We start from the raw sequence: 25,154 nt of genomic DNA, 5'->3' as shown, positions 1-25,154 counted from the left end.
TGAAAGATCCTCAAACCGCTACCCGCTGAAAAGCGGGTTGCCTTAACTGCCTCAAACACAAAAAATCTGACAGTCCCACGAATGCTCGCATTTCGAAGATACCTTTGCAACTGTTGATTATAAATCCATCTACTATGGTCAATTCATGGCACAGAGACTCGCAATTGAAGAACCAAACATGGCGATTAAAAATGCGGATAATATTGCATGGTACGTTTGCAGCGCTGACGAGTAGCATTATGCTTGGCTTGCTTTTGCACACTGAGAACGCAGACGCTTGCAGTTTCTCGATGCAATATGCCGCCAAGATTGAACCGAACGACGCGACTATCTCCAATCTTGATCGCGTGGAAATAGCGAAGCTCTTCATCGACGCAAAGAACAGTGCTGCTAGAAATGGAGCCGTTGTTGTCTATGGCTTCATCGAGGCTGATCGGCCAAGCGCACGTGCAATTGCGAACATGCGAGTAGACTCTGCAATCGCATATCTACGGCAACTAGGTGTATCGGACGCAAGGCTAAACAGAGATGTTGAGCAGTTGAAGGGAGAAGCGACAGTTCCTTCTTCAGAGCGCGATCGATTGCTCATCGAGTTCCTGCCTGGCGAAAACCCTTGCGGTTAAACTTTCGCCAGCGGTGTAGAAGCCCAGGTCCACTCAAGCCCGCTTTCGAGCGGGCTTCTCTATTGCCATCCTGCTTCGTCTTCTTCCAGGCCCGCCCGTTGGTCTAGTTGCGGAGTTCAACGATGCCCTCCGTTTCGGTTTCGATGATCTCAATGTCCCGATGGCAAGATCGTATCGTTCAACGCTGCTTGCGGGGCATTTGTTTTGTTTTTCAGGCGGCGAGAGACACGCGCGGCGAGGCAGCGCACGTTTGCGCGCCGGATACTAGAACGCGCACTTTTGCCGTAAGTAAGGCGTTCTGCATAATGCGGGATTGGAGCGCTTATGCCGACTCTAGAGTATCTACGATCATTCACGAAGCAACGCATTTGTGGACACCATGGTAACGCTCGATGGAGAGTATGTTTAACACCCCGCGTTATGTACGTGGGAACCGAACCATTCCCAATTTATGCTTTCTCAGCTGCCTATGCGGCAGCAAACGACGCCGCCCTCGCAGCTAACCGCGCATCCGATTTCTCAGCTGCCTACGCGGCAGCAAACTTCCAGTCAGCCGGATACCGCGCTCGATTCTCATTTCTCAGCTGCCTACGCGGCAGCAAACGTTGAAATCGCGGCACATCACCGCGGCTGGATTTTCTCAGCTGCCTACGCTGCAGCAAACTCCAATGGAATCTGAGGAGTGCAGCAAGTCATTTTCTCAGCTGCCTACGCGGCAGCAAACACAACCCGCGCAAATCGCGCACTGCAAGTTTCTTTTCTCAGCTGCCTACGCGGCAGCAAACCGTTCCGATGGAATTTCAATTCGCGACATCGCGTTTCTCAGCTGCCTACGCGGCAGCAAACTTCCCGCTGTGCTGCACACGTGTGGGCGAAGTCGTTTCTCAGCTGCCTACGCGGCAGCAAACGCGGCGCGAAGTAACGCATGCATGACGTTCATTTTCTCAGCTGCCTACGCGGCAGCAAACCGTCATTGCGCGTTCTCCTGATTCGCTTGAGCTTTCTCAGCTGCCTACGCGGCAGCAAACCCTTCGGCTCAGCTTCGGTAGTCACGGACTCTTTTCTCAGCTGCCTACGCGGCAGCAAACTGCATTGGGATACCACGATAGATGATCCTGAGCTTTCTCAGCTGCCTACGCGGCAGCAAACATCGCCTTACGCACGCTTGCCGCGACGCTGTGTTTCTCAGCTGCCTACGCGGCAGCAAACGCAGTTAGCGGACCGTCGAACATGCGGCCGGTTTTCTCAGCTGCCTACGCGGCAGCAAACGACCGTGATCTCAGCTTTTGTAACGCCATACCGTTTCTCAGCTGCCTACGCGGCAGCAAACACCCAGCTCCACCACGACGGCATTTGCGACCTTTTCTCAGCTGCCTACGCGGCAGCAAACTTTGATCGAAACGTCGCATGTCTCGTTGTTGATTTCTCAGCTGCCTACGCGGCAGCAAACTCGACTCGTCGCTGCGCTTGAGCGACCGACGCTTTCTCAGCTGCCTACGCGGCAGCAAACAAGACCACCGCGACAATCATTCGTACCGTTGATTTCTCAGCTGCCTACGCGGCAGCAAACACAGACACGACGGTGCTCGAATACGTGACCGATTTCTCAGCTGCCTACGCGGCAGCAATCATCAACGCCGATCGTCGATCCATCGCGCCCGGTTTCTCAGCTGCCTACGCGGCAGCAAACCCAACGCGTCGCCTGGCGTGGCCAGATTTAAATTTCTCAGCTGCCTACGCGGCAGCAAACCGAAGAGAGAAGATTCCGGCAACGTCAAGACTTTTCTCAGCTGCCTACGCGGCAGCAAACATTAAGTCGATTCAGTCTGAGTATTCGAGCGATTTCTCAGCTGCCTACGCGGCAGCAAACACGACGCCGTGCGCGCGCATGCGTTCTGCATATTTCTCAGCTGCCTACGCGGCAGCAAACGCTACTTCGGTAGCGCTGAGTACGACCCAGACTTTCTCAGCTGCCTACGCGGCAGCAAACCTTGAACAACGCGCTCGGGAGATGGAATTCATTTTCTCAGCTGCCTGCGCGGCAGCAAACGTCGCAGGGTTGCGGGATTTATCGGCCGCAGTTTTCTCAGCTGCCTACGCGGCAGCAAACATCACGCGGCCGCGGTATCCTCGTCCTGCTTTCTCAGCTGCCTACGCGGCAGCAAACATACACGCGCAAGCGCAAATCATTGGCTCAAATTTTCTCAGCTGCCTACGCGGCAGCAAACAGTGAGCGGCGCTGGACAGGTGGGCAACACGTTTTTCTCAGCTGCCTACGCGGCAGCAAACGTTGTGATCGTCGCTGCGGCGCTTGTCAGCGCTTTCTCAGCTGCCTACGCGGCAGCAAACTCGCCGCATCCGAAGTGCAACACGTCGTCAACTTTCTCAGCTGCCTACGCGGCAGCAAACCTTCGTCGCGCAAATGTTGGGGGTCTGAAAATTTTCTCAGCTGCCTACGCGGCAGCAAACGAGCTCGATGCGGACAAGTCCAACGTCGCGGCTTTCTCAGCTGCCTACGCGGCAGCAAACTTATGGGCTTAGGTCGGCCGTGGCGCGAGTGCTTTCTCAGCTGCCTACGCGGCAGCAAACTCAAGCTATCGAGGTGAGCGATCTGCGGCGCGTTTCTCAGCTGCCTACGCGGCAGCAAACATCGTCGCGGACTATGCGCATGCGTGCCGAATTTTCTCAGCTGCCTACGCGGCAGCAAACTTCGGCACGTACAGCCAGCCTTCCCCAATAATTTTCTCAGCTGCCTACGCGGCAGCAAACGGCTCGCTCGCGTCCCGTGGACGCGACTGAGATTTCTCAGCTGCCTACGCGGCAGCAAACCCGAACTCAGCGCCCGCGCGAATGTTGCAATCTTTCTCAGCTGCCTACGCGGCAGCAAACGGCAATGTTTGGGACGGCATCAAAGACGCGAATTTCTCAGCTGCCTACGCGGCAGCAAACATTAAGACGTTCGGCGGCGAAAATCTTTCTGCCTTTCTCAGCTGCCTACGCGGCAGCAAACCGCGTCGCACGCGTGCATCAGTTTGGCGAAGTTTTCTCAGCTGCCTACGCGGCAGCAAACTCGCGATAGCGACGAGTGCAGCGAGTTGCGCGTTTCTCAGCTGCCTACGCGGCAGCAAACATTTGCACGCGCTGGTGTCTTCGCGTGTCGTATTTCTCAGCTGCCTACGCGGCAGCAAACATTTGCACGCGCTGGTGTCTTCGCGTGTCGTATTTCTCAGCTGCCTACGCGGCAGCAAACATTTGCACGCGCTGGTGTCTTCGCGTGTCGTATTTCTCAGCTGCCTACGCGGCAGCAAACATTTGCACGCGCTGGTGTCTTCGCGTGTCGTATTTCTCAGCTGCCTACGCGGCAGCAAACCAGGTCGTTGAAGTCGGTCGCGCCGTCCGGGCTTTCTCAGCTGCCTACGCGGCAGCAAACTCTACAAGCTCGTCGGCCCCGGCGGCGCGGCGTTTCTCAGCTGCCTACGCGGCAGCAAACGTTCCAAGGTGTAGCTCACGCCGCCATCGTCCTTTCTCAGCTGCCTACGCGGCAGCAAACTAGACGATCCAACTGCTATCCTCTTGATCCGTAAAAGAAAGACGCCACTACAGCCCAAGCCACCTAATTCTAAAGCCCAACCCTAAGTCATTGATAATTCAAGCAACGAAGAACCGCCTCAAAAAAAGGGTAACGCGCAACTACAAACAGCGGACTGGCGTACACACCACCTCAAACCGCGTACCCCGCTCCGTCGCGAAAGATTCTATCCCGCCGACACGCAAATCGAAGCCCACTTCCTCATTCGATCTCATATCGCATCGCCAGCGGCTCGCATCACAAAGCGACGATCCCAGCAGAAACAACAAGTCGGCATCCGCACTCCGACGACCAGCGTTTGCAGCCGCAAACACGCAACCTTGGGCGTCAAAGATGAATAACCCTATGCCAACTTCCATAGCGTCGCGCGCTCTTGACCGCCTCGTCTTCTAACTGACGCCGTCGATCACCAACTTGCCGCCGCCATCTCGAATACAACACGCGCACATCAACTAGTGGCATCCCAACGAATGCCACAGACAAGCGCACCGGCAAGCCGCGTCTAATGTACAAAAACATAGCGCCGTCGAATAAATTGCATGACGGTTGGTATAGTCAGCCTCCTGATTTTTGCATCGGAGATCGATCAACCATGTTCAAGCTTCTTACTGCGCTATTTGCCGGCGTCTTCATGTTGACTGCCTGCGCGCAGCCATCGTCATCGGCTGCGGGCGCAACGGTGGATCAACCTGCTTCGCGGATAGGACTGGCCAATCCGGCTTCCGTCAACTGCACTCGCCAAGGCGGAACGCTTCAGATCGTCGATACCGTCAATGGCCAGGTCGGAATGTGCCATTTCCCTGGGGGTCAGTCCTGCGAGGAATGGGCGCTACTTCGCGGCCAATGCTCGCCCGGTCAGAAATAACGCTGTACACACCGTGTATCGCAATAGGTCAGCAATCAGCGTTAGTTTGCAGATTCGCTGAATCGAACACAAGCTGCAGGTAACCGGCGATGACATTCGACACTGCATGCGCCAACGCAACCGCCTGCTTACGAACCCACTGCCGGACGATTTAGCACCTTCGAATCACGTTCGCAAGAACTTTGCGACTGTCATGAAACGTATTCGATGCCGTGACTTTTCTTGACCAATTAGATTGCGCTCCAATGCGAAAATCGCTCGCGCAGTAAAGGGCAATTGGCGCTCAAGAACTTCATTTAGAAAAAAGAAAATGATCAAACTTTCAAAGCTCGCATTCATTGCGGCTACCGCGATTATCACCGCATCAGCTTCGGCGCAGTCCGTACCGGCCACACGACAAGCCGTGAACGACAACTGGGTGAACGGTACGGGCGAGTACGTGTGGACGAACGGCACGAACGAACTCTGCTGGCGCGACGCATTTTGGACACCGGCTACGGCCAACGCAAAATGCGATGGGGCGCTGGTGTTAGCAGCCGTGCCACAGAGACCGACCGATGCACCGCCTAGTACAGCGCCTATTATTGGGAACACCAGATTTAGCTATCAGGCTGACGCGCTGTTCGACTTCGACAAGGCAGTTCTGAAGCCCGCTGGCAAGACCGCGCTCGACGATCTCGCGACGAAACTCGGCACGGTGAATCTGGAAGTGGTGGTTGCTACCGGCTACACCGACCGCCTCGGTTCGGACAAGTACAACAATCGTCTGTCGTTGCGTCGCGCGCAAGCTGTCAAGGCTTACCTCGTCAGCAAGGGCATCGACGCCAGCCATATTTACGCGGAAGGCAAGGGCAAGCGCAACCCGATCACCACGGGCTGCAACCAGAAGAACCGCAAGCAACTTATCGCCTGCCTCGCGCCGGATCGTCGCGTGGAAGTCGAAGTGGTTGGCACGCAGCGTCAGACGCAGCAGTAAGGGTTAGTCCATTTCAGATGCACATTGATGGGTACGACCGTGTGAGCAGTGCATCGCCACGCTGCCGCCAGTGCTGCATCTGACTTGCTTGTTATCTTTCGCTGGAATCTTGGCAGGCCGGCCATCCCCAAGACGCGGGTTTAGCCCGGCCCAATAGCGATAACGAAGAAAGTCAATCTCTCGACGAATGCAGCGCACTCGTCGCCGATTTCGTTCGATACTTTCTTCGTCCGTCGAAGAGCGTTTGAACAGACGCGATTTCGAAGACTCTTGAATCGCAACAAGCTCGAAGCGTAAGTGCTTCTTACAACAGGCTAGCGACAACCACCATTGGTGGGCACTTTGTCGCCATCCAACGACACACTGCGAACCAGCCGTCAAAACGAAACTGCCCGGCTTTCACCGGGCAGTTTTCGTCATCTACATAACCTCACTACTTCGCCAGAAACTCGATGCGGCGATTATGAAAGCGGCCGCTTTCCGTATCGTTGCTATCGACAGGCGTCGCTTCGCCATAGCCTTGCGCGTTCAGCATCGATCCCGACACGCCGTGTGCGACGAGATATGAGCGCACTGCTTGCGCACGCTGACGTGACAGTGCCAGGTTCATCGCCGGCGTGCCCACGTTGTCCGAATAGCCCGCCACTTCGAGTTGGACGGCCTTGTTGCTCTTCGCGCACGTCTTCAGCACCTTCGCCGACTGACGCAGATCTTCTGCTGCCGTGACCGGCACCATCGACTTGCCCGTCGCGAAATTGATGACTTGCAGGTTGAGCAGCTTCGCCACGTCGGCATTCGCGCACGATGCGTTCGCGCCAAAGAAGCCCTTCACCGCATCACGGAATGACTGCGTCGCGCTCGCGACGGCCTGCTGCACGTTGAACACACTAATGTCGTAGCCCGAGCCGAACAGCGCCTTGAGCTTGTCGAGCCAGCCTGCCTTCACATCGGCAACCGAACCACCCAGTTCGACGTGCGACCCGACGACCTTCACTTCAGCGCCCGGCACGGCCATCAGCGGCAGCAGGCCGTCGAGGTGAGTCAGCCAGTCTGCCGGCTTCGTTGCCAGATCGACAGTGATGTTGGCTGTGAACTTGCCTTCGCCGAATTTCTTCGTCAGGGCGTCGAGCAACTGCGCCTTCTCGGCTTCGCTGCCAACCGTCGCCGTGACCGTCGGCATCCCGGTGATATCGACCGTGAACGACACGCGCGCGTCCTGCGTCGCCGCGGGCGCCGACGCTGCAACGGCAGCCGAAGCGTCCGAGGCGTTCGCTACGAAGGCGGCCGAAGCATCAACCGGTGCAGACGCAACGGCGGGAGTCGAAGCAACGGCCGCGTTACTGGCCGGTTCAGCGCGTGCAACCGGCGCAGTCGAGCTTTCGCTGTTGCACGAACGCAGCGCGAAAATTGCGAGCACGAGCGCGGCAAGCGCGAGCAACCACCACAGCCACGCATGCGAGCGCTTGTGCGTCGGCTTTTTGCGTTCTTGTTTGACTTGCGCCAAGATGGTTCGGGCCGGCAGCGGAGCCGGTTCGGGTTGCGGATGCTCGAAATGTGCCGACACATCCTTGAGCTTCGACAGAATCGCCGCGCCGAACGTGGTCACGGTTCCAAGTCCGAGCACGCTCGCGATGTGATCCGTCAGGTGCGCATAAACCTCCGGCAACTGATGCCCGAGCAGCGTAGGCAGTTGCACGACCGACCCACGCGCTTGGGTGAAGTGCTGCTTCAGGATGCCCATCAAGGCTGCACCGACCACGCCGCACAACGAAAGGCTCGCCGATGGCGACGTGCCGCAATGCCGCGCAATGGCTTCGGCCAGTGCGTTGGTGTCCGCACCCGTCGCCTTGCCGATCAATTCGCGACCGCCGGCTTCGAATGCCGCCAGCTTCGCCGGGCTTGCGATCGACTGAGAGATCTGGCTGGCAATCTGACCGTTCGCCTCGGGCGACACGATTGCCGCAAAAACGTGGCGCGCACCTTCGGTCGTGCTGGCGCGGTTTGTAAGGGCCGCGACGAGCGCCGGGGCTGCTTTACTCGTTACCTGGCTTATTAGGTCAGGCTCGATTCCGAGTTCTGCGGAAAGAGTATTGATGACGTCGCCGTTCAAAACCGTTTCCAGGATTTGAAAAATATTGATGCTCATTGCAAATAACCTTGAAGTGCAAACTACTTGATATACAGACGTGACACTTGACACGTCCTTAATACGTCTCCGCTATTTTTTAAGATGTCGGATTGCGAGTGAAATCGCTGGGGTTGAATCAATGGGAAGCGTAAGTACGACTTGGCGACTAGGCGGCCTCTTGGCTTCTGGCAAAGCCAACCACATGATTTAGTGACTAAAATTAATGGCGATCCGGATGCGGCTTGAAACTTTTATACCGCGATTGGAGGAGCATGCGGGTAAATCGAATGATTGACTCGTGAGGAGTCGAGTTCCTGATTGCGCTTCGACAACTACCGACCTCTCTCTGACAGCGCGCGGATTATACACACCGCCGGGAGAAGGCGGTCTGGCAGCATTGGACCCGAAAATCCTCTATGTGGTGGTGCGCCTTGCTTTCAGCCATCGATGTCGTAGATCGTGCGTTTTATCGTGTTTTTAAGAATTCGAGCCGGACGCGCATTTATCTCAAATTTCTCTGACTTGTCTGATAGGGGTAGAGCCGACGCATCCGTACTATCTCAAAAACGCGTGCTAATTGCTGGGAGAAAGAGATGGCTTCAATCAAATTGGGCTCGAAAAACGATCTGTATATCGTGATGCGGCGCGGCTCGCTGCGCACGATCGTTGGCTCGGCGGGATCGGCGGTCGCGTTTGCGCTGGCCGCCGGGCTCGCGCTCGGGCACTACGGTCTCCAGCCGCTACATGCTCGCCACGGGTCCGAAGGGTCCTCCATTGCCGACGCTGCTCCAGCGCAATCTCCCTATGCGGCCGCCGAATTCACGCGGCTGCAGGCCGCTAGTGCTTCGCTGAATGCGCGCGCCGAGCGCCTCACCAATCAGCTGGACAGTTTGAGCGCATTGAACCAGCGCCTGCGCGCGCAGCCGCGTGCGCCTGCCATCCGGGCGGCGGCGACATCAACGCGCCGGTCTGGCAGCGATGCGGCGGGCGGTCCCGAACTGCCGCCACGACCTTGTCGAACGAGCGAGGTGCAGGCGGACGCGCAAGTCATCCGCGGCGAACTCGACTGCGTCTCGGCGACACTTACGACGCTCGAACAGCGCGCGGCACGGCACGAAACGGCGTGGGAGGCTTTTCCGGACCGCCGTCCGCTCGTGCTCGGGCGCACCAGTTCGCCGTTTGGCAACCGCCTGGACCCTTTCACGCATCACCTCAGTTTCCACCCCGGCATGGACCTGGTCGCGCCGACGGGCACAGCAATACTCGCGGCCGCCGGCGGTCGCGTGATCCACGCCGGACCGATGCCGGGCTACGGCAACGCGGTCGAGATCGATCATGGGAACGGCATTTTCACGCTCTACGGTCACGCATCGAAGGTCGAGGTGCGCGTCGGGCAGAAGGTGCTGCCGCGCGAGCCGATCGCCAAGGTTGGTTCTACCGGTCGCTCGACGGGTCCGCATCTTCATTTCGAGGTCCGGGTGCATGGCGAACCGGTCAACCCGGCGGACTATCTTTCGCTGTCTTCGAGCAACGCGGATGCATGAGGTGATGGGCGCGTTGACGGCTTGTCTGCGCGTGCGTGAGCTTCGGCCAGTCTTCGTCGGTAAGGCGGCCGGTCGCATTCTGTGTTGAGCCAGCCGGCTGCGGGGATTGCGAGTCGTCGAAGCGATTAAGGAGAGCAACCGGGCGAGGCAAGGTGAAACGGCCCGTCGGAGAGAAAATGCTGGTGGGCCGGGTGGGGCTCGAACCCACTATCGGTCGATTATGAGTCGACAGCTTATACCAGTTAAGCTTCCGGCCCTTTTGAAAGCAGAGGGCAAAAAGAAAGCGCCATGGCGGCGCTTTCTCTAATACAAACGTTGCGCGACAACTGAAGGTTTGCGAGTTTGCCTCACAACGCCTTCCATTACAAGCCCATTGATCCGATCAGTTCCCTTCCAGGAATGACTTGAGCTTGTCCGAACGGCTAGGATGCCGCAGCTTGCGCAACGCCTTCGCCTCGATTTGCCGAATCCGCTCACGCGTCACGTCGAATTGCTTGCCGACTTCTTCCAGCGTGTGGTCCGTACTCATCTCGATGCCAAAGCGCATCCGCAACACTTTTGCCTCGCGCGGCGTCAACGAATCAAGCACGTCCTTCACGACATCGCGCATGCTGGCATGCAGCGCGGCATCGGAGGGAGCCACCGTGTTCGTATCTTCGATGAAGTCGCCAAGATGCGAATCGTCGTCGTCGCCGATCGGCGTTTCCATGGAGATCGGCTCCTTCGCGATCTTCATAATCTTGCGGATCTTGTCCTCCGGCATCTCCATCTTCTCGGCCAGCGTCGCCGGGTCCGGTTCCAGCCCGGTTTCCTGCAGAATCTGCCGCGAGATGCGGTTCATCTTGTTGATCGTTTCGATCATGTGAACCGGAATGCGGATGGTGCGCGCCTGGTCCGCAATCGAGCGCGTGATGGCCTGACGAATCCACCATGTCGCGTATGTCGAAAACTTGTAGCCGCGCCGATATTCGAACTTGTCCACCGCCTTCATCAGTCCGATATTGCCTTCCTGAATCAGGTCGAGGAACTGCAAGCCACGGTTCGTGTACTTCTTCGCAATCGAAATCACGAGACGCAGATTCGCCTCGGTCATCTCGCGCTTCGCCTGACGCGCCTTCAGTTCACCCGCCGCCATCTGACGGTTGGTTTCCTTCAGGTCCTTGAGCGGTAACACGACGCGCGCCTGAAGGTCCAAGAGACGCTGCTGCTGCTCGCGAATAGCAGGGATATTGCGCTCGAGCACGGCGCTGTAGTCGTGCCCTTCGGCCACTACTTTGTCGCCCCACTCCAGATCCGTCTCGCTGCCCGGAAAGCGCGTGATGAACTCCGCGCGCGGCATGCCGCACTTGTCGACGACCGTGTGCAGAATCTGCCGCTCGACCTGGCGCACTTCGTCCACTTGCGCGCGCAGCGTGTCGCACAGACGCTCGACGGTACGCGCGGTGAAGCGGATGCTCATGAGTTCGGTCTGAATGGCTTCCTGCGCCTTCAGATAGGCCTTCGACTTGTAGCCTTCCTTCTCGTAGGCGCGCCGCATCTTGTCGAACCATTCGCTGATGAGCGAGAACTTTTCGAGCGACTGACGCTTGAGCGCTTCGAGTTGGGCGGCGTTCGCGCTGGCTTGCGCCGCGCCATCGTCGTCGTCCTCTTCCTCGTCGCTTTCCTCGTCCGATTGCTGCTCTACGTCCTCGGTCTCTATCGCTTCGGCTTCCTGTTCGGAAAAACCGTCGGTGTCTTCCGCGTTCGGGTCGATGAGGCCATCCACCAGTTCGTCGACGCGCGTCTCCTCGTTCTGCACACGCTCGGCCATCGCGAGAATGTCGGCAATGGTCGTCGGGCATGCGGAGATCGCCATGACCATGTGCTTGAGGCCGTCTTCGATACGCTTCGCGATCTCGATTTCGCCCTCGCGCGTCAGCAACTCGACCGTGCCCATTTCGCGCATGTACATGCGCACCGGGTCGGTCGTTCGGCCGAATTCGGAGTCGACGGTGGAGAGCGCGACTTCGGCTTCTTCCTCGACTTCATCGTCGGAAGAAGCGTTCGGCGCGTTGTCGTTCAGAAGGAGCGTTTCGGCATCCGGCGCCTGCTCGTACACCGCCACGCCCATGTCATTGAACGTGCTGATGATGCCTTCGATCGCCTCGGTTTCCGTGAAGTTATCGGGCAGGTGATCGTTGATTTCGGCATACGTGAGGAAACCGCGCTCCTTGCCGAGTTTGATGAGCGCGCGAAGCTTCGAGCGGCGCTCCTCGATCTCCTCGACAGTGCCGGGCGCGCTCGACGCGAACGCGTCCTTCAGAAGCGCCTTTTCCTTCGCACGGCGGTCGCGAGCCTTGGCCTTTTCGACCTTCGCCGCAGGCGCGGCGGTGGGCTCCGCAGTTTGCGTTGCGTCGTCTTCGACGGGTACATCGTTCAGCTTTTTCGTCATGGAGTTCGCCATACAGGCTTTAGTCTCGACTCGCGGCTGCTGGACAACAGCCGATGGAACCGTAAATACCAAATGCGCACGCTGCATCGTCCTGCGTGCCCTGCCCGGGGCGCCATCGCGGTTGAATCCGTCGCGGTTCATCACGGCGAATTCGTCATACGCCCTTCACCACGATAGCAGCCGCTTCCCTTGCGCCCGTCTGTACGTCGGCGTGCTTTCCTGTCCGTTTCGTGTCGGAGCAATGCTCAAACGCGTGCTGCGCACCGCTTTTACATGAGTCCCACAGCCGATTCGGCCAGCGCCTTGCTGCAACTTCCCTGCTTCCTTCGCTAACTATTCCACGCACCAATGAAGGGATTTCACCCTTCGAAACGGGAGAGGAATTGACAAAAAGCAACTACTTTTTAACATTTTATTATAGCATCTCGCTATCCGGCTTCAGGGCTAGCCGCCCGTCCCGCCTTGATCTGCGCGATCTTCGCCGAAAGCTCCGAGAACTCCGCCACCTCTTCCGGCGAAAGTCCCGGCTGCCGCGCCAGCAAATCCAGCCGCGCGCGATAACTGTCGTGTTGCAATTTCAGTACCGTCGCCTGCAACTCTTCGGCGAGCAGGCGTTTCTGCTCTTCCACACGCTGCGCGGCGTCCTCGTCGGACGGATCGCGCATCAGTAAATCCCGCACGTTTTCATCATAGGCGAGAATTTCCTGGAAGATATCCTCGTAGGTGGGCGCGTTTGCTGCATTTCTCAAGATGTCTGAAAGCATCTGAAATTCCGCGCTCGCGCCCAGTTCGCGCGCATGCGCGATGACTTCGCTGAACAGTTCGCCATGCTCGGTCATGGTGACGAGCGTGCGTTCGCTGATTCGATCGAGCGATGCCGCGATGCCCGGATACATCACCAGATTGCGTAGCGCGCGCTGTTCCTGACCCGTGACACGCCGGCGTTCGCTTCTAGGCACCATCGCGCGGGCGACAGCGGCGGCACGCGAGTCGATGTCGCAAAGCGCGGCGATTTCCGTGAACGGCGTAGCGAGGCGGTCGGCCAGCATATGCAGAATCTGCACGCGCAACGCGTTGGCGGGCAGCGCCTGCAACAGCGGCTTCGCGTCGAACAGGGCCTTCGCGCGGCCTTCGGGCTGGTCGAGTTCCTTGTCGTTTAGCACCTCGTTGAGCAGAAATTGCGACAGCGGCATTGCGCGGTCGACTTGCTCACCAAAACCGTCGGCGCCGAATTCGCGCACATAGCTGTCCGGATCGTGCTCTTTCGGTAGAAACAGAAATTTTATCGTGCGGTTGTCCGCTGCGTGCGGCAGCGCGGCTTCGAGTGCGCGGCGCGCGGCGCGCCGGCCGGCGGAGTCGCCGTCGAAGCTGAAGACCACCGTTTCCGTCTGTCGAAAAAGCTTCTGTACGTGGACCGGCGTGCAAGCCGTGCCGAGCGTGGCGACGGCGTTCGCGAAACCTAGCTGCGCAAGCGCGACCACGTCCATATAACCTTCGACGACGAGCGCATAACCCAGTTCACGAATGGCAAGACGCGCCTCGAAAAGGCCGTAAAGCTCGCTGCCTTTGCTGAATAAAGGCGTTTCCGGCGAATTCAGATACTTCGGTTCGCCGCTGTCCAGCACGCGTCCGCCGAAGCCAATGACGTTGCCTTTCACATTTCGAATAGGGAACATCACACGTTCGCGGAAGCGGTCGTAGCGGCGCGCTTGTCCTTGCGCGTCGGTTTTTTCGCTGACGATTACGAGCCCTGCTTCCACCAGATTTTCATGGCGATAATCGGGGAACGCGCTTTCGAGATTCTGCCAGCCGTCGGGCGCGTAGCCCAAGCCGAAGCGCGCCGCGATCTCGCCAGTCAAGCCGCGCTTTTTCAGATAACCGATGGCGTTAGGCGCGCCGCGCAACTGTTTGCGATAGAAGTCGCAGGCGGTCTGCATGACCTCGGTGAGCGCGACGCTGACGGCCTTGCTCGGCGCGTTGGCATAGGCGTCACCGCCCGCGCCACCCGCGCCGCCGCGAAACGACGGCTCCTGCGGCACGGTCAGACCCGCCGACTGCGCGAGGTCCTTCACGGCCTCGGGAAACGTCAGCCCCGTATGCTCCATCAAAAAACCGATGGCCGTGCCATGCGCGCCGCAGCCGAAGCAGTGATAGAACTGCTTGGTCGGACTGACCGTAAACGACGGGCTCTTTTCGTTATGGAACGGACACAAACCCATGAAGTTCGCGCCGCCCTTCTTCAATTGGACGTAACGGCCCACCACGTCGACGATATCGACGCGGTTGAGCAGATCCTGCAGGAAAGCGTGCGGTATCAACGTAGGCGAACGCCGCTGATTACTTGGCGAGCGCGGACTTGACCTGCGCGGAAACGGCCGTCATATCCGCCTTGCCCGCGAGCTTCGGTTTCAGCGCGCCCATGACCTTGCCCATGTCTTGCGGGCCGGCTGCGCCCGTCGCGGCGATGGCGGCCTCGACTTCAGCGGCGATGGCATCGGCGGAAAGCTGTTCGGGCATGTACGCCGCGAGCACGGCGAGTTCGGCGTTTTCCTTCGCCACGAGATCGTCGCGGCTGGCCGCTTGAAACTGGCTGATGGAGTCCTTGCGCTGCTTGATCATCTTGTCGACGACGGCGACGACGGCCGTGTCGTCGAGCGTGATGCGCTCATCGACTTCTCGCTGCTTGATGGCTGCGAGCAGCAGGCGAATGGTGCCGAGGCGCTCGGTTTCGCGCGCGCGCATGGCATTTTTCATGTCGTCGTTGATCTGATCCTTGAGGCTCATCGTTCACCCGGTGCAATTGCGAAATTCGCGATATTGAAAACCCGGCTGGCGCGACGCGTGCCCGTGCGGCTCCCGACCCTTTCCGCTAAAGCAAAAACCCGCTTGGGAATGCTTCCTCAAGCGGGACTTTGAGCGAGGCCGTTGAAACCGCGGCGAAGCTTGAGGCCATCGTGACGTCAGCCGGAGCGAAAGAATCCGTGCCCGAACGCGCGTTTCGAGGCGCCTTCGAACAACTACGGAATCCTCCGATAACCGTTCGAGTATAGCAGGCGCGATGGCGTTTCGAGACCGCGCCACGGCGGCCGGAACGCCCCGTCTCAGGCGTGCGCGAACTCCGCCGCGGCCTTGCCCGCCGCGACGCCGGAAGCCCACGCCCATTGGAAGTTGTAGCCGCCGAGCCAGCCCGTCACATCGACGGCCTCGCCGATGAAATACAAGCCCGCGACGCGCTCGCTCATCATCGTCGTGGACGAGAGTTCGCGGGTATCGACGCCGCCGCGCGTGACTTCGGCCTTGCGATAACCTTCGGTGCCGCTCGGCGTGATCGTCCAGTCCGACAACGACGCGCCAAGGCCCTTGAGCGTGCGGTCGGGGAGATCGGCGAGGCGGGCATCGACGGAAACATGCTGCGCTTCGAGCCACGCGTGCGCGAGCCGTGCGGGAACGTGGTCCGCGAGAAAGTTGCCTATTTGTTTCTTCGATCCCGCCTTGGCTTCGAGCAGGAGTTCGGTGGCGTCGGCGTCGGGCAGGAGATCGACGTGGATCGGCTCCGACGTATTCCAGAAACTCGAAATCTGGAGCACGCCCGGACCGGACAGCCCGCGATGCGTCAGCAGCAAGTCCTCGTCGAATTCACCTCGCGTCTTGCCCTTGCCCGTGCCGATGCGAACCGGCAGCGACAGCCCCGACAACGCCGCGAACGGCGCCCAGTCGGCGGACGTGAAAGTGAGCGGCACGAGCGCGGGAAGCGTTTCGACTAGCTTGTGGCCGAACTGTTTCGCCACGCGATACCCAAAATCCGTCGCTCCGATCTTCGGAATGGACAAGCCGCCCGTCGCGATGACGAGCGCGGCCGCGTCGATTGCACCCGCCGAGGTGTCGAGCGTGAAGCGCGCGCCGTCGTGCCGGATCTCGTGGACGCTCACCGGGCGCCGCCACGCGACGCTGCCGGCATCGCACTCGCTTTTGAGCACGTCGATGATGGTTTCGCTCGAATCGTCGCAAAAAAGCTGGCCTTTGTGCTTTTGATGCCATTTCACGCGGTACTGCTTCAAGAGCGCGAGAAAGTCGCGCGGCGTGTAGCGCGCGAGCGCGGAGCGGCAAAAATGCGGATTCGCCGACAAAAAGTTTGCCGGCTGCGCGTTGAGATTGGTGAAGTTGCAGCGGCCGCCGCCCGAGATACGGATTTTTTCGGCGAGACGCTCGGCGTGGTCGATCAGCACGACGCGACGCCCCGACTGGGCGGCGACTGCCGCGCACATCATGCCGGCCGCGCCCGCGCCGATCACGGCGATATCGAAGGATTCCATGGCGCGCATTGTAACTGGGGGGCGTCGTTACACTGCTATACTTTTCTGTTCCCTTCAAGCGCTCAACCCATGCTAGTTCTCGGCATAGAAAGCTCCTGCGACGAAACCGGCCTCGCCCTCTACGACACGGAGCGCGGCCTCCTCTCGCACGCCCTGCATTCGCAGATCGCGATGCATCGCGAGTACGGCGGCGTGGTGCCCGAACTGGCTTCGCGGGATCACATCCGCCGGGCGCTGCCGCTCCTCGAACAAGTCATGGCCGAGGCCCACGCTGCGCGCGCCGACATCGATGCCATCGCGTTCACGCAAGGTCCGGGGCTCGCGGGCGCGCTGCTGGTGGGCGCGAGCATCGCCAATGCGCTGGCGATGGCATGGGACAAACCCACTGTCGGCATCCATCATCTCGAAGGACACCTGTTGTCGCCGCTACTCGTCGATGCCCCGCCGCCGTTTCCGTTCGTCGCGCTGCTCGTATCGGGCGGCCATACGCAATTGATGCGCGTCACCGATATCGGCGTCTACGAGACGCTCGGCGAAACGCTCGACGACGCGGCGGGCGAAGCCTTCGACAAAACCGCAAAGCTGCTCGGGCTGGGTTATCCGGGCGGGCCGGAAGTGTCGCGGCTGGCGGAATTCGGCACGCCGGGCGCGGTCACGCTGCCGCGTCCGATGCTGCATTCAGGCGATCTCGACTTCAGCTTCAGCGGCTTGAAGACCGCCGTGCTGACTCAAAGCCGCAAGCTCGGCGCGAATGTCTGCGAGCAGGCAAAGGCGGATTTGGCGCGAGGTTTCGTCGATGCAGCCGTCGACGTGCTCGTCGCCAAGTCGCTCGCGGCGCTCAAGAAGACCGGGTTGAAGCGGCTGGTCGTGGCGGGCGGCGTCGGCGCGAACCGGCAGTTGCGCGAGGCGTTGTCGGCTGCGGCAAGGAAGCGGCGCTTCGACGTGCATTACCCCGACCTGGCGCTTTGCACCGATAACGGCGCGATGATCGCGCTGGCGGGCGCGTTGCGGCTTGCCCGCTGGCCGGAGCAGGCCGGGCGGGATTATGCATTTACGGTGAAGCCCAGATGGGATTTGAGTTCGCTGGCGCGAGTTTGATCTTTGCGTGGCTTCGTGCGAAGTCTGGTTTGCTGAATTGACCGCACGACAGTCTCGACACAGCCAAGGCCCACACGGATTGCAACACGCGACCAACGCGCTCACGAATGAGCAACGCATGCGCCTTGCGCGCGAAGCGCGGCACGCACGGCAATATCGCGCGGCCAATGCATCGCCAAATGAGGAAAGGGCGTCGCTCCAACGTTCATTTCGGCGGATCGAACGCCTGCACAACCGCCCCGAACGCCGGCAGCGCCTCACACCGATCGCCATGCGCGATCAACGCCAGCCAGCGATTCCCGCTGACCAACGCCCCATGCGCTTCGCGCACGAACCGCAGCGCGCACGCAACGGCGATATCCGCGTGACCGATTGCATCGCCGAACCAGAAAGGCGTCGGACGCGCCGCGCGATCCGCTTCCAGCACGTCGAGCACGCGTTCGATCTGCCCCGTGCAGCGCTCGACCCAAGCCTGCGACTTTTCCGCGTGCATCACGCGCTCGTAGACCAGCGCCACAGCCTTGTCCGCGAGACCCGTCGCGAGCGCACACACCTTCAGCGCCGCACGACGCTGCGCGCCGTTTTGCGCAATCATCGCGCGGTCGTCGCCGACGAGTTCATCGAGATAGTCGAGGATCGTCGCGCTCTCGATTACCGTGTCGCCCGACTCCAGCACGAGCGTCGGCACGCGCGAGAGCGGGTTGAACGGCGCGATCTTGCCGGCATCGCCAAAAGTCGACCACGGCCAATGCTCGTAGCCAATGCCATAAAGATTCAGCGCAATGGCCACGCGTCTGACAAACGGGGAATCGTATTGGCCGATGAGAATCACGACGCACTCCGCAAAGTTCGGGTCGAACAGTTTAAGCGCGCGCGGGCTTCGGAAACAATGGCCACGCGAGCAACGCGCACACGCCCGCCAGCAGCCACACGCCCGGCCACGAAGTGGCCGCCAGCACATGCGGAATGACGAGCGGCGTCACGAACAAGCCCACGTAGACGGCCGTGTTGGTCATGCCGAGCGCCGTGCCGGCGCGCTGCATGCCGGCAAGCGTGGCGAGTTCGGTGTACGCCACCCCATGCCATGCCGATACGCAAATGCCCGCGAAGACCAGCATCGCCGCGAGCAAGTACGGAAGCTGCGCGACGCCCAGCGCGGTCGCCGCCGCCAACGCCACGAACGACACCGACGCGACCACCACCGACCCGCGCAAATACGCGCGCCGGTTGCCGCGACGATCCGTATGACGGCCGCTCCAGACGCGCATAACCATGGCGCCGAGTTGCAGCGCGCCCATCGTCGCGCTGATCGCCGCGACGCCGAAGTGTCCCGCGTCGTGCATGAAAACCGTCGCGAAGGTCAGCACCGCGAATTGCGGCACGCACAGCACGCCAATACCGAGCACCACGCGCCAGATCCGCGCATCTCTCAACGGCGCAACCGTCATTGCCTGCGATACCCCCGCGTCCGCGCGATGCGACCTTTCCGGGGGCTCATGCAGCCAGCGCCAGGTGAATGCGCCGGAGATCGCGCACATTGCGGCGAGCGTGCCGAACACCGCGCCAAAACCGTGCGATGAAGCGAGCCACGGCAGCAACGCCGCGCCCAGACCGCCACCCATCGGCACGGCGGTCTGGCGGATGCTCATCGCGAGACCGCGCTCGCCTTCGCCGAACCACGCCATGACCGCGCGCCCGCTCGATCCGTTGACGCTGCCGCCGAGCGTGCCGAGCAGGAACATCGCGAAAACGAGCCAGCCGAGCGCGGGCGCCGCGCCGAAGCCCGACGGCACCGCGAAGACGCTCATGCCGAGCAGCACGGCAGACGTCGCGAACAGTCCCGTCAGCAAGACGGGCCGGTCGCCCCAGCGGTCGGTGAGCAATCCCCAAGGAAGTTCCGATACCGCAAGCCCCAGCCCGAGCGCGCCGAGCACGAGTCCGACTTCGCCGTTGCCGAAGTGATAGCCGCTGCGCATCCAGACGGCCGTCGTCGGAATGCCGCCGATTGCCGCCGAAAAACTCGCGTTGGCGGCAACGCCCACGCCGAGCACTTTCCATCGATGCGCGCTCGAACGCGACGCTGCGTTCAAAGTTAAAGGAGTTGCCATGTCGCCACCCTGTTCTCAATTTGACTGAACCCAGTGTGACGGCATACGATCATCCTGAAAATAGCAAAGTTTTGCATCGATCGTTCGATAAAACAGGATTGTTGCCATGACTCAAACCACGTTCGACCTCGCGGTCCTTCGCAGCTTCGTCGCGGGCATGGACTTGGGAAGTTTCGCCAAGGCCGCGGACCGCGTCGGTCGCTCGACTTCCGCCGTCAGCGCGCAGATCCGCAAGCTGGAAGAGCAGGCGGGCACGCCGCTTTTTCGTAAATCGGGACGTGGGCTCGCGCTCACCGACGCGGGCGCGGTGATGCTCGCCTATGCGCGCCGTCTCGTCGAATTGAACGATGAAGCGGCGGTCGCGGTGCGCGGCGTCGATCTCGAAGGCTGGATACGGCTCGGTCTGCAGGAAGACTTCGGCGAAGTTCTGCTGCCGGAAGTGCTGGGCCGCTTTGCGCGGGCGCATCCGAAAGTGCGGATCGAAGCGCGGGTGGCGCGCAACACCGAATTGCTGGAGCGCATCGAGGCGGGTCAGCTCGATCTCGCGCTCGTCTGGGGCGCAGGCAGCGCAACCGACGTTGGCAACGCGACCAGCCTCCCTCAACCGATCGCCGCGCCGCCGATGCGCTGGATCGTGTCATCGACAGTACCGTGGCAGTTCGATCTGGACGAGCCGCTACCGTTGATCGCGTTCGACCGCCCGTGTCTCTTTCACAGCGCCGCCGCCGCGGCGCTGGATCGCGCGGGCATCAAGTGGCGCATCGCGTTCACGAGTCCGAGTCTGTCGGGATTGTGGGCGGCCGCCGCCGCAGGTCTCGGCGTGACGGTGCGCACGGCCTATGGCGTGCCAACCACGGTGCGCGCCCTCGAATGCGATGAGAGCGGCTTACCGTCGCTGCCGTCGATTCCGCTCGCGCTGCATCGCGGATCGGGCGCGGGATCGCCCGTGGTAGACCGGCTCGCGTCACTCGTGATGGATTCGGTGCGCGAAATGCACGCATCGACTCAAACCGTGGCGGCTTGAGCCTTCGCTCAACCGAGGCGCTTGTCGCGCTCGATCACCGCATACGCGCTGTGATTGTGGATCGACTCGAAGTTTTCGGCTTCGAGCACATAAGCGATGATGCGCGTATCGGCATTCAGCCGCGTGGCCACGTCGCGCACGAGGTCCTCGACGAACTTCGGATTTTCATACGCACGCTCGGTCACGAACTTTTCGTCGGGCCGCTTGAGCAAGCCCCACAATTCACACGACGCCTCTTCCTCGGCGATTCGCACCAGTTCTTCCACCGCGACTTCGCCCGCCAACTCCGCCGTGATGGTCACGTGCGAGCGCTGATTGTGCGCGCCGTACTGCGAAATCTTCTTCGAGCAAGGACAAAGGCTCGTAACGGGGACGAGCACTTTCATGGTCATGCGCGTTTCGCCGTCGCGCTTTTCAGCGATAAAGCTCACGTCGTAATCCAGGAGACTCTGCACGCCCGACACCGGCGCGGTCTTCATGACGAAGTAAGGCAGACTCACTTCGATACGGCCGGAATGCGCCTCCAGTTTCGTGAGCATCGAGACGAGCAGCGCACGCAGGGAAGTTTGATCGAGCGGCTCGCGATTCTCCTCGAGCAGCGCGACGAAACGCGACATATGCGTGCCCTTTTGCTCGGCGGGCAGATGCACATCGAGGTTCCATACGCCAACGCTCGGCTGCACGCCGTTTGCCGACCGCACCGACAACGGATGCCGCACTCCCTTCACGCCGACACGCGCAATGGCGATCTGACGCGTATCAGGCGTGCTTTGAACGTCGGGCATCACGAAGGCGGGATTCATCTGGTTCATTGATTCTTGTCCTTGGGCTCGCGCGGTCTTTCCTGAAAGCGCGCTTCATAACTCGTAAGCGAAAACGGCGCGGATTGCGGCCCGCGCCGTGTAGAGACTAAGTGCAAAGCACGGCGCGCCCCGAGCGCGCCGCGTCAGGCTGAAACGTCAGGCAACGCGCTTTTCCAGCTTGCCCGGCTGGGCGCTCACGACCGCGTTGAGAAAGCGCTCGCGAATAGACTTCGCGATACCCGCACCGTCCAGACCGACGCTTGCAAGCAGCTTCGCGGGATCGCCGTGATCGATGAAGACGTCCGGCAAACCAAGCTGAAGCACGGGCTTCACGACCGAACTGGCCAGCAGCGCTTCGACGCATGCCGAACCCGCACCGCCCATGATCGCACCTTCCTCGATGGTCACGAGCGCGTCGTGAGTGGCGGCGAGTTCGCGCAGCAAGTCGGCGTCGACAGGCTTCACGAAGCGCATGTTGGCCACCGTCAGATCCAACTCTTCGGCGGCAACGAGCGACGGCGCGACCATGGTGCCGAACGCGAGAACGGCGATGCGCTTGCCCGAGCCGAGTTTCTGCGACGACTCGCGGCGCACCTCGCCCTTGCCAAGCGGAATGGCGGTCATTTGCTTAACGGTTGCCACGCCCGTGCCCGCGCCACGCGGATACCGCACGGCTGTCGGGTTCGGCTGCTGAAGCGCGGTGTAGAGCATCTGACGGCATTCGTTTTCGTCGGATGCGGCCATCACCGTCATGTTCGGGATGCAGCGCAGGAACGCGAGGTCGTAATTGCCCGCGTGCGTCGCACCGTCCGCGCCGACGAGACCCGCGCGGTCGATGGCGAACACCACTGGCAGATTCTGCAGCGCGACGTCGTGGATCAGCTGGTCGTACGCGCGCTGCAGGAAAGTCGAGTAGATGGCGACGACGGGCTTCATGCCGTCTGCAGCCAAGCCGCCCGCAAACGTCACCGCATGTTGCTCGGCGATGCCGACATCGTAATAACGATCCGGGAAGCGCTTTTCAAATTCGACCATGCCCGAGCCTTCGCGCATGGCAGGCGTGATGGCAACTACGCGCGAGTCTTGCGCGGCAGCGTCGCACAGCCATTCGCCGAACACCTGCGTGTAGGTTTTCTTCGAGGGCGCCGTCGACGGCTTGATGCCTTCGGCCGGATTGAATTTGCCGGGACCGTGGTAGAGCACCGGATCGGCTTCGGCGAGCTTGTAGCCTTGGCCTTTCTTGGTCACGACGTGCAGGAATTGCGGACCACGCAGTTCCTTGATGTTCTGCAGCGTCGGAATGAGCGAATCGAGATCGTGACCGTCGATTGGCCCAATGTAGTTGAAGCCGAACTCTTCGAAGAGCGTGGCTGGCACGATCATGCCCTTCGCGTGCTCTTCGAGCTTGCGGGCGAGATCGAGCATGGGCGGCGCGACGCGCAGCACGCGTTCGACACCGGCGCGCGCGGCGGCGTAGAAGCGGCCCGACATCAGACGCGCGAGATGACGATTTAACGCGCCCACGGGCGGCGAGATCGACATGTCGTTGTCGTTGAGGATCACGAGCAAGGGCACGTCGTCGGCGACGCCGGCGTTGTTCATTGCCTCGAAGGCCATGCCCGCGGTCATCGCGCCGTCGCCGATCACGGCGATGGAATAGCGGTTGTCGCCCTGCAGCTTGTTGGCGATCGCCATGCCGAGCGCCGCCGATATCGACGTGCTCGAATGCGCCGTGCCGAACGTGTCGTACTCCGACTCGCTGCGGCGCGGGAAGCCCGAGATGCCGTTCAACTGACGCAACGAGTGCATCTGGTCGCGCCGGCCTGTCAGGATCTTGTGCGGATACGTCTGATGGCCGACGTCCCAGACGATACGGTCATTCGGCGTATCGAATACGTAATGCAGCGCGATCGTCAGCTCTACCGTGCCGAGATTGGACGAGAGATGGCCGCCCGTCTGCGACACGCTGTCGAGCACATAGGCCCGCAGTTCGTCGGCAAGCGGCTGCAGTTGGCGTCGATCAAGGGCGCGAAGGTCGGCCGGATCGTCGATGGTTTTCAGCAAGTCGTACATCGTCGTCCCATTTTAGGAAAACTGGCGTGATTCGTTCAACGCGGTCATTGCGCCGTGGGGTTCGTCACGCATTCAACGTTCAGTGCACCCGGTTCACAACCAGGTCGGCAAGGTCGGCCAGGCGCTGACCGCGCGCGCCGAACGGCTCTATTGCAGCGTGCGCATCGCGGCCGAGTTGCGCGGCGAGTTCGCGCGACGCGTCCAGCCCGATGATCGAAACATACGTGGGCTTGTCGTGCTGCGCATCTTTGCCCGCGGTCTTGCCAAGCGTGGCGGAGTCCGCCGTGACATCAAGGATATCGTCCACCACCTGAAACGCGAGGCCGACCGCGGCGGCGTAATGATCGAGCGCCGCGAGCGCCTTGGCGTCCGGACGTTCGCCTGCGAGCGCACCCATGCGCACCGAGGCGCGCAGCAACGCGCCCGTCTTCTTGCGATGCATGGTTTCGAGCTCCGGCCGCGACAGCTTGCGCCCGACGCTTTCGAGATCGATGGCCTGACCGCCCGCCATGCCGAGCGAGCCGCTTGCGAGCGCCAGTTCGCGCACGAGCGCGGCCTGCTGGGTATCGCTCAGACCATTGCCTTCGGATGTCAGCGCGACGAACGCCTGCGACTGCAACGCGTCGCCGACGAGCAGTGCCGTCGCTTCGTCATATTGCACGTGTACCGTGGGCTTGCCGCGACGCAACGCGTCGTCGTCCATTGCGGGCATATCGTCATGCACGAGCGAATAGACGTGAATCATTTCGAGCGCCGCGCTTGCCGCTTCGACGGCCGGCGCGCTCGCGTGGGTCAGTTCGCCCGCGGCGTGCACGAGAAGCGGTCGCACGCGCTTGCCACCGCCCAGCACCGCGTACCGCATGGCTTCGTGCAGACGCGCCGGCGCGATATCCGTGCCCGGCAGATAGTGCTCCAGCGCGGTCTCGACGCGATCGAGCGTGGCACGCATCCATTGTTCGAAGCTCATAGGTCGTCGTCCCCTCGGTCGTTGGTGGCTCCTGCACCCTGGGTCGCGCGCTGTACCTCGACGGGCAGCGGCTCGAGCGTCTCGCCATCGAGCACGCGCACCTGCTGCTCGACTTTTTCGAGCTGTTGTTGGCAAAAGCCCACAAGCGCGGCGCCGCGCCGGTATGCCGCGAGCGACTCCTCGAGACTCAGCGCGCCCGCTTCCATGCGGCCGACGAGTGATTCGAGTTCCGCGAGCGCTGTTTCGTAGTTTTCCGGAAGCGGCGCGGCGTCGTTGGCAAGCGCGCCTGCACCGGTTTCTTCGCGTGTATCGGGGACAGCGGTCTTCGCCATGAATCGTGGATGTGCAAATGTATTTTGGAACCAAGTCGCACATTCTACGGCAAAAGCCAGTTTTTCGACCCGAAACACGTCCGTCGCAAAGCGTGGAGACGGCTAATCCTTGAGCTTGCGCCACAGCCGCCCGGCGTAGGGACGCGACGCCCTCGCGCCGACTTTGAACGGAACTCCTGCAACAATTTATACCCAAATCAAGACCTTATACGCCCGAGTGTGGCGGATTTCGGTATAATCGCGGGCTCCCTAAATCGAATCTTCGATGGTTGGGTTGTTC

17 protein-coding genes, 1 tRNA gene and 1 CRISPR repeat array are annotated in these 25,154 nt (G+C 60.8%); of the genes, 6 read left to right on the top strand and 12 right to left on the bottom strand.

Going from position 1 to position 25,154, the window contains the following annotated elements:
* The first annotated feature begins 164 nt into the window (after nt 1–164).
* The 3 genes from NCT03_RS16275 (at nt 165) to ompA (ending at nt 6,053) form a co-directional block, all read left to right on the top strand.
* The gene (locus tag NCT03_RS16275) at nt 165–623 is read left to right on the top strand and encodes a hypothetical protein (RefSeq protein WP_250493143.1); all 459 of its coding nucleotides are present in this window, start codon (nt 165–167) and stop codon (nt 621–623) included.
* A gap of 455 nt (nt 624–1,078) precedes the next feature.
* Nucleotides 1,079–4,173: direct repeats of the CRISPR family, unit length 28 nt; unit sequence TTTCTCAGCTGCCTACGCGGCAGCAAAC.
* Nucleotides 4,174–4,717: 544 nt separating this feature from the next.
* Complete coding sequence (locus NCT03_RS16270) at nt 4,718–5,077, top strand: putative hemolysin (protein WP_350030151.1); 360 nt, start codon at nt 4,718–4,720, stop codon at nt 5,075–5,077.
* A 310-nt stretch (nt 5,078–5,387) separates the two neighbouring features.
* On the top strand, nt 5,388–6,053 hold the full coding sequence (gene ompA, locus NCT03_RS16265; protein ID WP_250493142.1) for an outer membrane protein OmpA: 666 nt from the start codon (nt 5,388–5,390) through the stop codon (nt 6,051–6,053).
* Nucleotides 6,054–6,486: 433 nt separating this feature from the next.
* Here ompA and NCT03_RS16260 read toward each other — a convergent pair whose 3' ends face one another.
* Nucleotides 6,487–8,199: an OmpA family protein gene (locus NCT03_RS16260; protein WP_250493141.1), complete on the bottom strand. Its 1,713-nt coding sequence runs from the start codon at nt 8,197–8,199 to the stop codon at nt 6,487–6,489.
* A 575-nt stretch (nt 8,200–8,774) separates the two neighbouring features.
* Here NCT03_RS16260 and NCT03_RS16255 point away from each other — a divergent pair.
* A complete protein-coding gene (locus NCT03_RS16255) occupies nt 8,775–9,725 on the top strand; it encodes a M23 family metallopeptidase (protein ID WP_250493140.1) in 951 nt (316 codons plus the stop codon).
* Between the two features lie 180 nt (nt 9,726–9,905).
* On the opposite strand, the gene NCT03_RS16250 is transcribed toward NCT03_RS16255, so the two are convergent.
* From NCT03_RS16250 to NCT03_RS16230, 5 genes are all read right to left on the bottom strand, one after another.
* A tRNA-Ile gene (locus NCT03_RS16250) sits at nt 9,906–9,982 on the bottom strand.
* 125 nt (nt 9,983–10,107) lie between these two features.
* Nucleotides 10,108–12,168 (bottom strand): RNA polymerase sigma factor RpoD, encoded by a 2,061-nt coding sequence (gene rpoD / locus NCT03_RS16245; protein ID WP_244829191.1) that lies wholly within the window; start codon nt 12,166–12,168, stop codon nt 10,108–10,110.
* Nucleotides 12,169–12,584: 416 nt separating this feature from the next.
* Nucleotides 12,585–14,474: a DNA primase gene (gene dnaG / locus NCT03_RS16240; protein ID WP_244829190.1), complete on the bottom strand. Its 1,890-nt coding sequence runs from the start codon at nt 14,472–14,474 to the stop codon at nt 12,585–12,587.
* 19 nt (nt 14,475–14,493) lie between these two features.
* Complete coding sequence (locus NCT03_RS16235; RefSeq protein ID WP_244829189.1) at nt 14,494–14,940, bottom strand: GatB/YqeY domain-containing protein; 447 nt, start codon at nt 14,938–14,940, stop codon at nt 14,494–14,496.
* A 317-nt stretch (nt 14,941–15,257) separates the two neighbouring features.
* Nucleotides 15,258–16,469: a BaiN/RdsA family NAD(P)/FAD-dependent oxidoreductase gene (locus NCT03_RS16230; protein ID WP_244829188.1), complete on the bottom strand. Its 1,212-nt coding sequence runs from the start codon at nt 16,467–16,469 to the stop codon at nt 15,258–15,260.
* A gap of 69 nt (nt 16,470–16,538) precedes the next feature.
* Here NCT03_RS16230 and tsaD point away from each other — a divergent pair, with 69 nt between their 5' ends.
* Nucleotides 16,539–17,567 carry a tRNA (adenosine(37)-N6)-threonylcarbamoyltransferase complex transferase subunit TsaD gene (gene tsaD, locus NCT03_RS16225; RefSeq protein WP_244829187.1) on the top strand — a complete coding sequence of 343 codons (1,029 nt, stop codon included), beginning with the start codon at nt 16,539–16,541 and terminating at the stop codon, nt 17,565–17,567.
* A gap of 205 nt (nt 17,568–17,772) precedes the next feature.
* On the opposite strand, the gene NCT03_RS16220 is transcribed toward tsaD, so the two are convergent.
* Both NCT03_RS16220 and NCT03_RS16215 read right to left on the bottom strand, forming a co-directional pair.
* Complete coding sequence (locus tag NCT03_RS16220) at nt 17,773–18,399, bottom strand: glutathione S-transferase family protein (RefSeq protein WP_250493139.1); 627 nt, start codon at nt 18,397–18,399, stop codon at nt 17,773–17,775.
* Nucleotides 18,400–18,430: 31 nt separating this feature from the next.
* Complete coding sequence (locus tag NCT03_RS16215) at nt 18,431–19,675, bottom strand: MFS transporter (RefSeq protein WP_250493138.1); 1,245 nt, start codon at nt 19,673–19,675, stop codon at nt 18,431–18,433.
* Nucleotides 19,676–19,781: 106 nt separating this feature from the next.
* On the opposite strand from NCT03_RS16215, the gene NCT03_RS16210 reads away from it, so the two are divergent.
* Nucleotides 19,782–20,699, top strand: a complete 918-nt coding sequence (locus tag NCT03_RS16210) for a LysR substrate-binding domain-containing protein (RefSeq protein WP_250493137.1) — start codon at nt 19,782–19,784, stop codon at nt 20,697–20,699.
* Nucleotides 20,700–20,707: 8 nt separating this feature from the next.
* Here the strand turns inward: NCT03_RS16210 and folE2 are convergent, their stop codons facing one another.
* The 4 genes from folE2 to NCT03_RS16190 all read right to left on the bottom strand — a co-directional run bounded on the left by folE2 (nt 20,708) and on the right by NCT03_RS16190 (nt 24,874).
* Nucleotides 20,708–21,511, bottom strand: coding sequence for a GTP cyclohydrolase FolE2 (folE2, locus tag NCT03_RS16205; protein ID WP_244829183.1), 804 nt, complete (start codon nt 21,509–21,511; stop codon nt 20,708–20,710).
* 147 nt (nt 21,512–21,658) lie between these two features.
* Nucleotides 21,659–23,575, bottom strand: coding sequence for a 1-deoxy-D-xylulose-5-phosphate synthase (gene dxs / locus NCT03_RS16200; RefSeq protein ID WP_244829182.1), 1,917 nt, complete (start codon nt 23,573–23,575; stop codon nt 21,659–21,661).
* A 79-nt stretch (nt 23,576–23,654) separates the two neighbouring features.
* Nucleotides 23,655–24,542 (bottom strand): polyprenyl synthetase family protein, encoded by an 888-nt coding sequence (locus tag NCT03_RS16195; protein ID WP_250493136.1) that lies wholly within the window; start codon nt 24,540–24,542, stop codon nt 23,655–23,657.
* Nucleotides 24,539–24,874, bottom strand: coding sequence for an exodeoxyribonuclease VII small subunit (locus NCT03_RS16190; protein WP_250493135.1), 336 nt, complete (start codon nt 24,872–24,874; stop codon nt 24,539–24,541). The genes NCT03_RS16195 and NCT03_RS16190 overlap by 4 nt, the downstream gene beginning before the upstream one ends.
* Nucleotides 24,875–25,154 lie beyond the last annotated feature (280 nt).

The sequence above is a fragment of the Caballeronia sp. GAWG1-1 genome, assembly GCF_023631465.1.
Taxonomy (GTDB): Bacteria; Pseudomonadota; Gammaproteobacteria; order Burkholderiales; family Burkholderiaceae; genus Caballeronia.
Note: the sequence above shows the minus strand (reverse complement) of the source record. Positions and strands in the feature narration are given on the sequence as shown.

Bases quoted from the DNA above. Each gene is read 5' to 3' on its own strand.
- NCT03_RS16270 (WP_350030151.1), top strand. From the start codon at position 4,718: ATGTACAAAAACATAGCGCCGTCGAATAAATTGCATGACGGTTGGTAT.
- ompA (WP_250493142.1), top strand. From the start codon at position 5,388: ATGATCAAACTTTCAAAGCTCGCATTCATTGCGGCTACCGCGATTATC.
- NCT03_RS16260 (WP_250493141.1), bottom strand. From the start codon at position 8,199: ATGAGCATCAATATTTTTCAAATCCTGGAAACGGTTTTGAACGGCGAC.
- NCT03_RS16255 (WP_250493140.1), top strand. From the start codon at position 8,775: ATGGCTTCAATCAAATTGGGCTCGAAAAACGATCTGTATATCGTGATG.
- rpoD (WP_244829191.1), bottom strand. From the start codon at position 12,168: ATGGCGAACTCCATGACGAAAAAGCTGAACGATGTACCCGTCGAAGAC.
- NCT03_RS16235 (WP_244829189.1), bottom strand. From the start codon at position 14,940: ATGAGCCTCAAGGATCAGATCAACGACGACATGAAAAATGCCATGCGC.
- NCT03_RS16230 (WP_244829188.1), bottom strand. From the start codon at position 16,469: ATGGAATCCTTCGATATCGCCGTGATCGGCGCGGGCGCGGCCGGCATG.
- tsaD (WP_244829187.1), top strand. From the start codon at position 16,539: ATGCTAGTTCTCGGCATAGAAAGCTCCTGCGACGAAACCGGCCTCGCC.
- NCT03_RS16215 (WP_250493138.1), bottom strand. From the start codon at position 19,675: ATGGCAACTCCTTTAACTTTGAACGCAGCGTCGCGTTCGAGCGCGCAT.
- NCT03_RS16210 (WP_250493137.1), top strand. From the start codon at position 19,782: ATGACTCAAACCACGTTCGACCTCGCGGTCCTTCGCAGCTTCGTCGCG.
- folE2 (WP_244829183.1), bottom strand. From the start codon at position 21,511: ATGAACCAGATGAATCCCGCCTTCGTGATGCCCGACGTTCAAAGCACG.
- dxs (WP_244829182.1), bottom strand. From the start codon at position 23,575: ATGTACGACTTGCTGAAAACCATCGACGATCCGGCCGACCTTCGCGCC.
- NCT03_RS16195 (WP_250493136.1), bottom strand. From the start codon at position 24,542: ATGAGCTTCGAACAATGGATGCGTGCCACGCTCGATCGCGTCGAGACC.
- NCT03_RS16190 (WP_250493135.1), bottom strand. From the start codon at position 24,874: ATGGCGAAGACCGCTGTCCCCGATACACGCGAAGAAACCGGTGCAGGC.